Consider the following 12,547-nt stretch of genomic DNA (forward strand, 5'->3'; position numbering starts at 1 on the left):
GGGTCAGGCAAGCCGTCCCTCACCCACACCAAGCCAACACCATATTAGTCAGGTCGACCATGAACCCCGGCCGCAGGTAACCCACGAACCCAAGCGCCAGCACCCCGGCCAGCACCGCCAGCCCGGCTGCCTTCATCACGCGCGCCTGGGTCGTGCTCATCATGCCGCCGCCGGCTGCACGCGCACCAGCGCCTGCTCGCGGATCGGCAGGTTCACCAGCGCGGCCACCACGCCCAGCGCGATCGCGATCAGCCACACCGTGTTGTAGCCGCCGGTACGGTCGTAGAGGAAGCCGCCCAGCCAGGCCCCCAGGAAACTGCCGATCTGGTGCGAGAAGAACACCACGCCCGACAGCATCGACAGGTATTTCACGCCGAACACCTGGGCGATGATGCCGTTGGTCAGCGGCACCGTGGACAGCCACAGGAAGCCCATGACCGCCGCGAACACCCAGGTGCTGGCCACCGTCAGCGGCAGCAGCAGGTAGCCGGCGATCACCACCGAACGCGTCACGTAGATGGCGGACAGCAGGTAGCGCTTGGGCAGGCGCTGCCCCAGCGCGCCGGCGGTATAGGTGCCGAATACATTGAACAGCCCGATCAGCGCCAGCGCCACGACGGCGACTTTCGGGTCAGTCAGGCCCTGGTCCTTCAGGTAGGGCGCCAGGTGCACGCCGATAAACACCACCTGGAAGCCGCATACGAAGTAGCCCAGTGTCAGCAGCTGGAAGTTGCGGTTGCCGAAGGCTTCATGCACGGCCTGGCCGATGGTCTGGTGGTGGCCGCCGGTGTGGGCCGCTTCGCGCGGCTCGCGCAGCGTCAGCGCCAGCGGCAGCATCACGCAGGCCATCAGCGCCATTACATAGAGGGCGTTCTGCCAGCCCAGCCCGGAGATCAGGCCCTGTTCCACCGGGATCATCAGGAACTGGCCGAAGGAGCCGGCCGCGGCGGCGATGCCCATGGCCCAGACCCGCTTCTCGGGGCTGGCCACGCGGCCGATCACGCCGTAGACGATGCTGTAGGTGGTGCCGGACTGGGCGATGCCGATCATCACGCCGGCACCGGTGGCAAAGGCGGTGCCGCTGGTGGCCAGCGCCATCACCACCAGCCCGGCCACGTACAGCCCCACGCCGACCAGCATGATGCGCAGCGCGCCGAACTTGTCGGCCAGCGCCCCGGCAAAGGGCTGGCTGGCGCCCCACATCAGGTTCTGCAGCGCCAGCGCGAAGGCGAAGGTCTCGCGGTTCCAGCCATGGGCCTGGGTGATCGGCAGGTTGAACAGGCCGAAGCCGTGCCGGATGCCCATTGAAAGGGTCACGAGCAGCCCACCGCACACAAGTACGGTGGTCAGGGAGAGTTGTCGGTTCTGCATGTCTTGGCTCGATGTGCGGCAGTCCCGCCGGGTAAGCGCGGTGCCGACAGGGATTGTGTGTGCTTGTTGTTGCCCGTGCCGGGACGGCAATCGGGCTTGCCGGGGCCGGGTGCTGGCGAGTTTACTCCGGCTCGGGAAAACGCGTACGGCGCTGCCCGCGCTGCCGGCGCCCTGGCAAAAAGTGGCGGCGGCCCGGCAAACCGGCGCCAGCGCGGGTCGGCAGGCCAAGCGCTTTTTTGGCGGGATTGCCGTCGCCCGCTTCCATTACAATGCAGTGCCCGGTGCCCCGGCGCGTGCACAGTTGTGCGCCTCATGGCAGCCGGGACCATCACTTTCGTAGCGACTCCATGGCGAGCAAAACCAGTCAGTACAGCGAATCTTCCATCCGGGTCCTGAAGGGCCTGGAGCCGGTCAAGCAGCGTCCCGGCATGTACACCCGGACCGACAACCCCCTGCATATCGTGCAGGAGGTGATCGACAACGCCTCGGACGAGGCCCTCGGCGGCCACGGCTCCGAGATCCTGGTGACCCTGCATCGCGACGGCAGCCTCAGCGTGGAGGACAACGGCCGCGGCATCCCGGTGGGCATCCACCCGGAAGAAGGCGTGCCGGTGGTCGAGATCGTCTTCACCCGGCTGCACGCCGGCGGCAAGTTCGACAAGGGCAAGGGCGGCGCCTATGCCTTCTCGGGCGGCCTGCACGGCGTGGGCGTGTCGGTGACCAATGCCTTGTCGACGCAGCTGGACGTGACCGTGTGGCGCGACAGCATGTGCTCGACGCTGACCTTCTCCGGCGGCGACGTGACCGTGCCGCTGGCCTCGCGCAAGATCGAGCGGGGCGAGAAGAAGAGCGGCACCCGCGTGCAGGTGTGGCCGGACGCCAGGTATTTCGACTCGGCCGCGATCCCGCTGGCCGAGCTGCAGCGCCTGCTGCGCAGCAAGGCGGTGCTGCTGCCGGGCGTCAAGGTCACGCTGGTGACCGAGAAGACCGGCGAACGCCAGACCTGGCAGTACGACCAGGGCCTGAAGGGCTACCTGGTCGAGGCGCTGGCGCAGGGCAGCGGCGCGGAATTGGTGATCCCGATGTTCGAGGGCGAGCACTTCGCCGACCCCGACGCCAATCCCGGCGAAGAAGGCTTTGCCGACGGCGAAGGCGCCTCCTGGGTGGTGGCATGGACCGAAGACGGCGCGCCGGTGCGCGAGTCCTACGTCAACCTGATCCCGACGCCGGCCGGCGGCACGCATGAATCCGGCCTGCGCGAAGGGCTGTTCCAGGCGGTCAAGAGCTTTATCGAGATGCACGCGCTGCAGCCCAAGGGCGTCAAGCTGATGAGCGAAGACGTGTTTGCGCGCGCCTCGTTCGTGCTCTCGGCCAAGGTGCTGGATCCGCAGTTCCAGGGCCAGATCAAGGAACGCCTGAACAGCCGCGACGCGGTGCGGCTGGTCTCCACCTTCAGCCGCCCGGCGCTGGAGCTGTGGCTGAATCACCATGTCGAGTACGGCAAGAAGCTGGCCGAGCTGGTGATCCGCCAGGCCCAGGCGCGCACGCGCGCGGCGCAGAAGGTCGAGAAGAAAAAAGGCTCCGGCGTGGCGGTGCTGCCCGGCAAGCTGACCGATTGCGAGTCCACCGACGTGACCCGCAACGAACTGTTCCTGGTCGAGGGCGACTCGGCCGGCGGCTCGGCCAAGATGGGCCGCGACAAGGAGTTCCAGGCCATCCTGCCGCTGCGCGGCAAGGTGCTCAATACCTGGGAGACCGAGCGCGACCGCCTCTTTGCCAACAACGAAGTGCACGACATCGCGGTGGCGATCGGTGTGGACCCGCACGGCGCCAACGACGAGCCCGACCTGTCCAACCTGCGCTACGGCAAGATCTGCATCCTGTCCGACGCGGATGTGGACGGCGCGCATATCCAGGTGCTGCTGCTGACGTTGTTCTTCCGCCACTTCCCCAAGCTGATCGAGACCGGCAACGTCTGTGTGGCGCGTCCGCCGCTGTTCCGCGTCGATGCGCCCGCGCGCGGCAAGAAGCCGGCGCAGAAGCTGTACGCGCTGGACGAAGGCGAGCTGCTGGCCATCCAGGACAAGCTGCTCAAGGACGGCGTCAAGGAAAACTCGTGGCAGATTTCCCGCTTCAAGGGCCTGGGCGAAATGAGCGCCGAGCAGCTCTGGGAAACCACCATGAACCCCGACACGCGGCGCTTGCTGCCCGTGTCGCTGGGCGAATACGACCTGCCGCAGACCGTCGAGATGATGAATATGCTGATGGGCAAGGGCGAGGCCGCACAGCGCCGCAGCTGGCTGGAAGAGAAGGGCAACGAGGTCGAGGCCGATATCTGAGCGATACCTGAGCGGAAAGCGGCGGCCGGTGATTGGGTAGATAATCCCCCAGTCTGCCTGGCCGTCATTCCCGACGGCCGCCAACGGACAGTAATCTGGAACGCACGATGACGACGAGAACTCCCGGCAAACCATGGCGCAAGGCGGCGGCAGCCGTCGTGGCGCTGGCCGGGCTCGCCTTCGTGCCGGCGGCGCATGCCGAGCTGTGGGGCTTTATCGATGCCGACGGCGTGGCGCATTTTGCCGACCAGAAGCTGGACGCGCGCTACAAGCTGTTCATGAAGGACGGCGGCAAGCTGGATACCGCGCGCCTGGCGGCGCGGCAGTCGCAGGCGGCCGCTGGCGCGGACATCGATCTGGAGCAGCACAAGCTGTACCGTTACGTCGTCAACCATCCCAATATCAAGACCGTCGAACCGCTGATCCACCAGATCGCCGGCAAGCAGGATGTCGATCCCGCGCTGGTCAAGGCGGTGATGGCGGTGGAGTCGGGCTTCAACCCGGGCGCGGTGTCGCCCAAGGGCGCGATCGGCCTGATGCAGGTGATCCCCGACACCGGCGCGCGCTTTGGCGTGAGCGCCGATGCGCGCCGAAGCATCGAGCAGAAGCTGGCCGATCCACGCACCAATATCACCGCGGGCGTGCGCTACCTGAGCTGGCTGATGCAGCTGTTCCCGAACAACCTGGAGCTGGTGCTGGCTGCCTATAACGCCGGCGAGGGCGCGGTGCAGCGCTACAACAACCGCATTCCGCCTTACCCGGAGACCCGGCAGTATGTCAGCACCGTGCTGCAGTTTTACCGGCTGTACCAGCCGCAGCAGGGCGCGGTGCTCAAGCGCGCCAGCGCCAGCGCGGACGGCCCGCGCGTGAAGATGGTCATCGGCGGGCGCCGCCCCATGCCCTGACCGGCATACCCGAACAACAAGCAACCCGGCGCGCCGGCAGTTCAACGTGGCGCGCCGAATTCTTGCCTACCCATGGAACAACAAGACATCACGTTTCAACCTGAAGAGCCGGCCGATTCGCTGACGCTGGCGCGCTACGCCGAGCGCGCCTACCTGGACTACGCCGTCAGCGTGGTCAAGGGCCGCGCGCTGCCCGAGGTGGCCGACGGCCAGAAGCCGGTGCAGCGCCGCATCCTGTTCGCGATGCACGAGATGGGCCTGCGCGCCGACGCCAAGCCGGTCAAGTCCGCGCGCGTGGTCGGCGATGTGCTGGGCAAGTTCCACCCGCATGGCGACCAGTCCGCCTATGACGCGCTGGTGCGCCTGGCGCAGGACTTCTCGCTGCGCTACCCGCTGATCGACGGCCAGGGCAACTTCGGCTCGCGCGATGGCGACGGCGCGGCGGCGATGCGCTACACCGAAGCGCGCCTGACGCCGATCTCGCGGCTGCTGCTCGATGAGATCGATGAAGGCACGGTCGATTTCGCCCCCAACTACGACGGCTCGATGCAGGAGCCCAGGCTGCTGCCGGCGCGGCTGCCGTTCGTGCTGCTCAACGGCGCCTCGGGCATCGCGGTGGGCATGGCGACCGAGATCCCGCCGCATAACCTGCGCGAAGTCGCCGCGGCCACCGTGGCGATGATCCGCAATCCCAATATCACGCTGGCCGAGCTGCTGGCGCTGATGCCGGGGCCGGACTATCCGGGCGGCGGCCAGATCATCTCGCCGGCGTCCGATATCGCCCAGATCTACGAGGGCGGCCGCGGCAGCCTGAAGGTGCGCGCGCGCTGGACCATCGAGGAGATGGCGCGCGGCCAGTGGCAGCTGGTGGTGACCGAGCTGCCGCCGAACACCTCGGCGCAGAAGGTGCTGGAAGAGATCGAGGAAATCACCAACCCCAAGATCAAGACCGGCAAGAAGGCGCTGACGCAGGACCAGCAGCAGCTCAAGGCCACCGTGCTGGCGGTGCTGGACGCGGTGCGCGACGAATCGGGCAAGGATGCGCCGGTGCGGCTGGTGTTCGAGCCCAAGAGCAAGAACGTCGGCCAGCAGGAGTTCATCCATACGCTGCTGGCGCATACCAGCCTGGAGTCGGGCGCGCCGATCAACCTGGTGATGATCGGCACCGACGGGCGCCCGCGCCAGAAGGGCCTGCGCGAGATCCTGTCGGAGTGGATCGCGTTCCGCTTCGAAACCGTCACGCGCCGCACGCGCCACCGCCTGGGCAAGGTCGAGGACCGCATCCATATCCTCGAAGGCCGGATGCTGGTGCTGCTCAATATCGACGAGGTGATCCGCATCATCCGCGAGAGCGACGAGCCCAAGCCGGCGCTGATCGAGGCCTTCGGCCTGAGCGACCGCCAGGCCGAGGACATCCTGGAAATCCGGCTGCGCCAGCTGGCGCGCCTGGAAGCGATCCGGATCGAGAAGGAACTGAAGGAACTGCGCGAGGAACAGGCCGACCTGGACGTGCTGCTCAAGTCCGAGACCATGATGCGCCGCCGCATCATCAAGGAGATCGAGACCGACGCCAAGCAATACAGCCCGGAAGACAAGGACCCGCGCCGCACGCTGATCCAGGAAGAGCGCCGCGCCGCGGCCGAAGTGCGCGTGATCGACGAGCCGGTGACGGTGGTGATGTCGCAGAAGGGCTGGGTGCGCACGCGCCAGGGCCATGGCCACGATGCGCAGCAGTTCACCTTCAAGGCCGGCGACGCGCTCTACGGCACCTTCGAATGCCGTACCGTCGACGTGCTGCTGGTGTTCGGCACCAACGGCCGGGTCTATTCCGTGCCGGTCGCCAGCCTGCCTGGCGGGCGCGGCGACGGGGTGCCCATCACCACGCTGATCGAGTTGCAGTCCGGCAGCCAGGTCGCGCACACCTTTGCCGGCAGCGCGGAGCAGCGCATGCTGATCGCCACCGCGGGCGGCAATGGCTTCCAGACCAGGGTCGGTGACATGATCAGCCGGCAGAAGGGCGGCAAGTCGTTCCTGACGCTCGATGACGGCGACACGCCGCTGGCGCCGGCGCCGATCGGCGACGAGGCCACGCATGTGGCCTGCCTGTCCGGCAACGGCCGCCTGCTGCTGGTGGGGCTGGACGAGGTCAAGGTGCTGTCGGCCGGCGGGCGTGGCGTCATCCTGATCGAGCTGGAACCCAAGGAGAAGCTGCTGCAGGCAGTGGGCGTGGGCGCCCCGGGGCTGATGCTCTCGGGCGCGGGGCGCGGAGGCAAGCCGACCTCGCAGAAGCTGGCAGGCGTGGCCTTGCAGGCCTACGTGGGCAAGCGCGCGCGCAAGGGCAAGGCGATCGAGGCCAAGCTCAAGGAGCCGCGCATCGATCCGGTGCGCGTGGAGCCGCCGGCTGGCAACTGAGTGCCCTACCGGTTTGCTCCCCTCTCCTGCTTGCGGGAGAGGGGAGCCCCCAATCTGGCGGGCAATATCTCAATCCACTCCCACAAATCCCCCGGTCTGATGCGCCCACAACCGCGCATACAGCCCGCCGTGCGCCAGCAATTGCGCGTGCGTGCCGCTTTCCACGATATGGCCGTTGTCCAGCACCACCAGCCGGTCCATGCGCGCAATCGTCGACAGCCGGTGGGCGATGGCGATCACGGTCTTGTCCTGCATCAGCGTTTCCAGGCTTTCCTGGATTGCCGCTTCCACCTCCGAATCCAGCGCCGAGGTGGCTTCGTCCAGGATCAGGATCGGCGCGTTCTTGAGCAGCACGCGCGCGATGGCAATGCGCTGGCGCTGGCCGCCTGACAGCTTCACGCCGCGCTCGCCGACCTGCGCCTCCAGCCCGGTATTGCCGTGGGCGTCGACCAGGTGCGGGGTGAATTCGTCGGCGCGGGCGCGGTGCAGGGCTTGCTGCAGTTCAGCCTCGGTACTGGAGGGCTTGCCGTAGAGCAGGTTCTCGCGGATCGACCGGTGCAGCAGCGAGGTGTCCTGCGTGACCATGCCGATCTGTGCGCGCAGGCTTTCCTGCGTGACCGCGGCGATGTCCTGGCCGTCTATCAGGATGCGGCCGCGCTCGACGTCGTAGAGTCGCAGCAGCAGGTTGACCAGCGTCGACTTGCCGGCGCCGGAGGGGCCGACCAGCCCGATCTTCTCGCCCGGGCGCACCGTCAGGTCCACGCCTTCGATGACGCCTGAGCCCTTGCCGTAGTGGAATCCCACCCGCTCGAAGCGGACCTCTCCATGCGTTACGCGCAACGGCTTCGCGTCGGCGCGGTCGGTCACCACGCGCGGCACGACAATCGTCTTCATGCCGTCCTGCACCTGGCCGACGTTTTCGAAGATGCCGTTGACCACCCACATGATCCAGCCGGACATATTGTTGATGCGGATCACCAGCCCGGTGGTGAGCGCAATCGCGCCGGTGGTGACGTGCCCCTCGCTCCACAGCCACAGGGCCAGCCCCGTGGTGCCGGCAATCAGCGCGCCGTTCATGGCGGTGATGGTGATGTCCATGCCGCTGATCATGCGTCCGGCCAGCCGCGACTTCTCGGTCTGCTCGGACATGGCGTCGCGCGCATAGTCTTCCTCGTGACGGGTGTGGGCGAACAGCTTGAGTGTGGTGATATTGGTGTAGCCGTCGACGATGCGTCCCATCAGGCGCGAGCGCGACTCCGTGGCCACCACCGAGCGCTGCTTCACGCGCGGCACGAAATGGAGCAGGGCAGCCACATAGCAGACGATCCACAGCAGCAGCGGGATCATCAGCCGCAAGTCGGCCTGTGCGAACAGCACCAGCGAGCTGACCGCATAGATCACCACGTGCCAGATCGCGTCCACCGCCTGCACCGCGGAATCGCGCAGCGAGTAGCCGGTCTGCATGATGCGCTGCGCGATGCGCCCGGCAAAGTCGTTCTGGAAGAACGACAGGCTCTGCTTGAGCACGTAGCGGTGGTTCTGCCAGCGGATCAGGTTGGCCAGCCCGGGGTTGATGACCTGGTGCACCAGCACATCGTGCAGCCCGAAAAAGATGGGACGCAGCAGCAGCGCCACCACCGCCATCCACAGCAGTTCATTGCGATGCCGGCTGAAGAACTCCGCGCCCGGCGTGGTCTGTGCCATGTCGACCAGCCGGCCGAGGAAGCTGAACAGCGCCACCTCGATCAGCGCTCCGACCAAGCCCACCAGCAACAGCAGCGCGAACACGCCCCACACTTCGCGCAGGTACCAGGCATAGAAGCGCCAGACCTGGCCGGGCGGCTCGTGGTCGGGCATGCCCCGGAAGGGGTCGATCAGTCTTTCCAGGCGACGCAACATGGCAGGTTTCCCGTTGTGCCCGGCGCAACCCGGCGTCTTCGTGGGAGGTGGGGGCGCGCGTGCGGCGGATCAGACACAACATGATACGCGCCTTGCACAATGGAAAAGCCCCGCCAGGGGGCGGGGCCTTGTCAGAACCGCAGCGCGGAAACTTCTGAATGGTCAGGGGTGGTGGATCACCATATGCGTGAACGGCGGCACATAGGCCTGCAGTGTCACGAACAGGCCCACCAGGATCGCCAGCACGATCGAGTGGAAGAACACATAGCGCAGGATGTCGCCTTCGTGGCCGTACCACTTGGTCGCGGTCGAGGCCACCACGATGGATTGCGCATCGATCATCTTGCCCATCACGCCGCCCGAGCTGTTGGCCGAGGCCATCAGCACCGGCGACAGGCCCAGCTGCTCCGCCGTGGTCTTCTGCAGGCCGCCGAACAGCACGTTCGAGGCCGTGTCCGAACCGGTCAGCGCCACGCCCAGCCAGCCCAGCATGGTGCCGAACAGCGGGTAGAACACGCCGGTGTGGGCGAAGGCCAGGCCCAGCGTGGCATCCAGGCCCGAGTAGCGGGTCAGGTAGCCGACGCCGAACATCGCGCAGATGGTCAGCAGCGAGTAGCGCACCAGCTTGATGGTTTCCCAGTATTCCTTGAACAGGCGCGGCACCGAGTAGCCCATCAGCAGGCCGCCGGCGATGGCCGAGACAAAGATGCCGGTGCCGGCCATCGACAGCACGTTGAAGTTGAAGACCGCGCCTTCGATGACTTCCTTGGGCACGACCGGCGGCACCTTGACGATGGCCTTGTCCAGCCCCGGGATCGGGAATTTCCACGCCCACAGGCTATCCATCAGCTTCTTGAACTCGGGCACGCCCCAGACAAAGACGAACACGGTCAGGATCACCCACGGCATCCAGGCCTTGGCCACCGAGATGCCGGCCGAGGCGGCGCTGGCGCGGGCATCGGCTTCCAGCGCTTCGGGATGGTCGACCTTGGAGTCGTCGTGGCGGCCCAGGATCCTGGTCGAGGTCCAGATCTCCTTCGGATGCCAGACCTTCAGGAACAGCGTCAGCGAGCCCATCGACACCAGCGCGGCGATCACGTCCACCAGCCACGGTCCGTGATAGTTCGACACCAGGAACTGCGGGATCGCAAAGCTCACGCCCGCCACCAGGATCGCCGGCCAGATCGCCAGCATGCCGCGGAAGCCGGCAAAAGCCCAGATCAGCCAGAACGGCACGATCACCGAGAAGAACGGCAGCTGGCGGCCGATCATGGCCGACAGGTCGAGCAGGTCCAGCCCGGTCACCGACGCCAGGCCGATGATCGGGGCGCCCAGCGCGCCGTAGGCCACCGGCGCGGTGTTGGCGATCAGCGCCAGGCCCGAGGCGGCCAGCGGCGAGAAGCCCAGGCCGATCAGGATGGCGCCGGTCACGGCCACCGGCGTGCCGAAGCCGGCCGCGCCCTCGAAGAAGGCGCCGAAGCTGAACGCCACCAGCAGCAGCTGCAGGCGGCGGTCCTCGGTGATGCCGGAGATCGAGTTCTGCAAGACTTTGAATGACCCGTTAAGGGTTGTCAGCCGGTGCAGGAAGATGATGTTCAGCACGATCCAGCCGATCGGGAACAGCCCGGACACGATGCCCAGCCCCGCTGCCTTGCCGGCCATTGCCGCCGGCATGCCGAACACCGTGGAGGCGACCACGATGCCGATCAGCAATGCCAGCCCCGCCGCCAGGTGGGCCTGCATATGAAAGAACGCCAGCGCTGCCAGCAGCACGGCGACGGGAATGCCCGCGGCAATGGTCGACAGCGCCATATTGCCTAGCGGGTCATAGACTTGACTCCACACGATCGATGTCCTCCTCAGGTTGGCTCAGGCGCCGGGACGATCTGCGTGCCCTCGGCGCCGTGCATGCGCTTTGCACCGGCGAACGGCATCCGCCGCGCGCGGGAAAGAACCAGCGATTGTAGGAACGGGTTCCGTGTTCGCTGTCGTATATTGCGTCATGCCTGGCATGAGCCACATTCAGGGATCAGGGTTTCCCTGGGGGGGCTTGCGGCGCACGTGGTGCCTTCCAGGCACTCAGGCCAGAGTACTCTAAACGGCGCCTGTTGCAAAAGCCTGCGTGCCTGCCACCGGCTTGCATGACCGGCCCGGCAGCCATGCCGGGACTGGCGCAAGCGCCGGCGCTCGGCGCATACTGGCGGGCGTCATGCCGCGGGCGCGCTGCCGCCCGCATCCAACCATTGAATGAGGCTGCCCATGACCGAATTCCTTCCCCCCTGGCCTTTGCTGACCGCATTCGTGCTGGCCAGCCTGGCGCTGGCCATCACGCCCGGCCCGGCCGTGGTCTATATCGTCACGCGCACGCTGGCGCAGGGCCGGCAGGCCGGGCTGGCCTCGATCGGCGCGGTGGCGCTGGGCAACCTGGGCAACGCGATCGGCGCCTCGCTTGGGCTGGCGGTGCTGTTCTCGGTATCGGCGCTGGCGTTTTCGGTGGTCAAGTACGCGGGGGCGGCCTACCTGATCTGGCTGGGCATCCGCGCCTTGCGTGGCGGCGCCGCGGCGGCTGACGGCGGCACGGTTGAAGTAGCGCCACGCAGCCTGCGCCAGGTGGTGCGCGACGGCTTCGTGGTGGCACTGCTCAATCCCAAGACCGCGATCTTCTTTGCTGCTTTCCTGCCGCAGTTCATGAACCCGGCAGGCTCGGCGCTGACGCAGAGCCTGGCACTGGGCGTGGCCTTCGTGCTGATCGCCGCGACCACGGACGCCTGCTACGTGATGGCCGCCGCCGCGGTGATGCCGGCACTGCGCCGCGCCGGCAGGGCGCGAGCGCTCGGCCGCTACCTGACCGGCGCGGCGTTTATCGGGCTGGGGGTTTTTACCGCGGCGTCGGGCTCGCGCGCGGCGAAGTAAGGCAGGACGGCAGGAAAGAAAAAACTGCCGCGGCTCAGCGCAGCGGCAGTTCCAGGATGCCGTCCGCGGCGGGGCGGGCGCGCATCGCGCTCAACCAGCGCTCCAGGTTGGGGCGCGGCTGGTGCTTGAGCGGCAGCCCCATCCAGCGGTGCGCGGCGCAGGCCAGCGAGATGTCGGCCATGGTGAAGCGGTCGCCGCCGATGAACTCGCGCCCGGTCAGCGCCTTGTCCAGCAGCGCGGCCAGCGGCTCGGTGCGCTCGCACGATGCCTTGATGGCAGCCTCGTCGCGCTCCGCCTTTGGCTTGCGCACCAGGTTCAGGAACGCCGTCACCATGGCCGGGCTGAAGGCGGTGGTCTGCCAGTCCATCCAGCGGTCGGCCGAGGCGCGTGCCTTGACGTCCTCGGGCCACAGCGTGCCTTCGCCGTAGCGCGCGCACAGGTACCGCACGATCGCATTGGATTCCCACAGCACGAAGGGCTCGCCGCCGACATCGGTGCCGCGGAAATCCTCGATCACGGGGATCTGGCGGTTCGGGTTCAGGCGCACATAGGCCTCGGTGTCGAGGTCGCCCTTGGTCACGCCGATATCCACGCGCTCATGGTCCAGGTGCAGCTCGCGCGCGCACCAGACCACTTTCTGCACGTTGATGGAGGAGAGTCGGCCCCAGATACGCAACATTTCGGCTCCAGTGGTGATGCGCGCCCGGG

Annotated in this window: 9 protein-coding genes; 4 read left to right on the plus strand and 5 right to left on the minus strand. The window is 67.2% G+C overall.

What is annotated here, in order from left to right:
- Positions 1–19: 19 nt before the first annotated feature.
- Positions 20–163, minus strand: a complete 144-nt coding sequence (locus AC3WVS_RS18200) for a hypothetical protein (protein ID WP_155737093.1) — start codon at positions 161–163, stop codon at positions 20–22.
- Entirely contained in the window at positions 160–1,371 is a 1,212-nt protein-coding gene (locus tag AC3WVS_RS18205) for an MFS transporter (protein ID WP_492319793.1), read from the minus strand. The genes AC3WVS_RS18200 and AC3WVS_RS18205 overlap by 4 nt, the downstream gene beginning before the upstream one ends.
- A gap of 347 nt (positions 1,372–1,718) precedes the next feature.
- Here AC3WVS_RS18205 and AC3WVS_RS18210 point away from each other — a divergent pair, with 347 nt between their 5' ends.
- From AC3WVS_RS18210 to parC, 3 genes are all read left to right on the plus strand, one after another.
- Positions 1,719–3,710 carry a DNA topoisomerase IV subunit B gene (locus AC3WVS_RS18210; RefSeq protein WP_492319794.1) on the plus strand — a complete coding sequence of 664 codons (1,992 nt, stop codon included), beginning with the start codon at positions 1,719–1,721 and terminating at the stop codon, positions 3,708–3,710.
- A gap of 107 nt (positions 3,711–3,817) precedes the next feature.
- Positions 3,818–4,615 (plus strand): lytic transglycosylase domain-containing protein, encoded by a 798-nt coding sequence (locus AC3WVS_RS18215; protein WP_492319795.1) that lies wholly within the window; start codon positions 3,818–3,820, stop codon positions 4,613–4,615.
- Positions 4,616–4,687: 72 nt separating this feature from the next.
- Positions 4,688–7,027: a DNA topoisomerase IV subunit A gene (parC, locus tag AC3WVS_RS18220; protein WP_492319796.1), complete on the plus strand. Its 2,340-nt coding sequence runs from the start codon at positions 4,688–4,690 to the stop codon at positions 7,025–7,027.
- A gap of 69 nt (positions 7,028–7,096) precedes the next feature.
- Here the strand turns inward: parC and AC3WVS_RS18225 are convergent, their stop codons facing one another.
- Both AC3WVS_RS18225 and AC3WVS_RS18230 read right to left on the minus strand, forming a co-directional pair.
- Positions 7,097–8,926 (minus strand): ABC transporter ATP-binding protein, encoded by a 1,830-nt coding sequence (locus tag AC3WVS_RS18225; protein ID WP_492319797.1) that lies wholly within the window; start codon positions 8,924–8,926, stop codon positions 7,097–7,099.
- A 162-nt stretch (positions 8,927–9,088) separates the two neighbouring features.
- Positions 9,089–10,771 (minus strand): L-lactate permease, encoded by a 1,683-nt coding sequence (locus AC3WVS_RS18230; protein ID WP_439670816.1) that lies wholly within the window; start codon positions 10,769–10,771, stop codon positions 9,089–9,091.
- Between the two features lie 414 nt (positions 10,772–11,185).
- On the opposite strand from AC3WVS_RS18230, the gene AC3WVS_RS18235 reads away from it, so the two are divergent.
- Positions 11,186–11,839, plus strand: a complete 654-nt coding sequence (locus AC3WVS_RS18235) for a LysE family translocator (RefSeq protein ID WP_492319798.1) — start codon at positions 11,186–11,188, stop codon at positions 11,837–11,839.
- A gap of 34 nt (positions 11,840–11,873) precedes the next feature.
- On the opposite strand, the gene AC3WVS_RS18240 is transcribed toward AC3WVS_RS18235, so the two are convergent.
- Positions 11,874–12,518 (minus strand): glutathione S-transferase family protein, encoded by a 645-nt coding sequence (locus AC3WVS_RS18240; protein WP_492319799.1) that lies wholly within the window; start codon positions 12,516–12,518, stop codon positions 11,874–11,876.
- Between the last annotated feature and the right edge of the window lie 29 nt (positions 12,519–12,547).

This window comes from Cupriavidus sp. CPT47-8839-RL05A (assembly GCF_058792255.1).

Coding starts and splice junctions, on each gene's coding strand:
- AC3WVS_RS18210 (WP_492319794.1), top strand. CDS start 1,719: ATGGCGAGCAAAACCAGTCAGTACAGCGAATCTTCCATCCGGGTCCTG.
- parC (WP_492319796.1), top strand. CDS start 4,688: ATGGAACAACAAGACATCACGTTTCAACCTGAAGAGCCGGCCGATTCG.
- AC3WVS_RS18205 (WP_492319793.1), bottom strand. CDS start 1,371: ATGCAGAACCGACAACTCTCCCTGACCACCGTACTTGTGTGCGGTGGG.
- AC3WVS_RS18225 (WP_492319797.1), bottom strand. CDS start 8,926: ATGTTGCGTCGCCTGGAAAGACTGATCGACCCCTTCCGGGGCATGCCC.
- AC3WVS_RS18200 (WP_155737093.1), bottom strand. CDS start 163: ATGATGAGCACGACCCAGGCGCGCGTGATGAAGGCAGCCGGGCTGGCG.
- AC3WVS_RS18215 (WP_492319795.1), top strand. CDS start 3,818: ATGACGACGAGAACTCCCGGCAAACCATGGCGCAAGGCGGCGGCAGCC.
- AC3WVS_RS18235 (WP_492319798.1), top strand. CDS start 11,186: ATGACCGAATTCCTTCCCCCCTGGCCTTTGCTGACCGCATTCGTGCTG.
- AC3WVS_RS18240 (WP_492319799.1), bottom strand. CDS start 12,518: ATGTTGCGTATCTGGGGCCGACTCTCCTCCATCAACGTGCAGAAAGTG.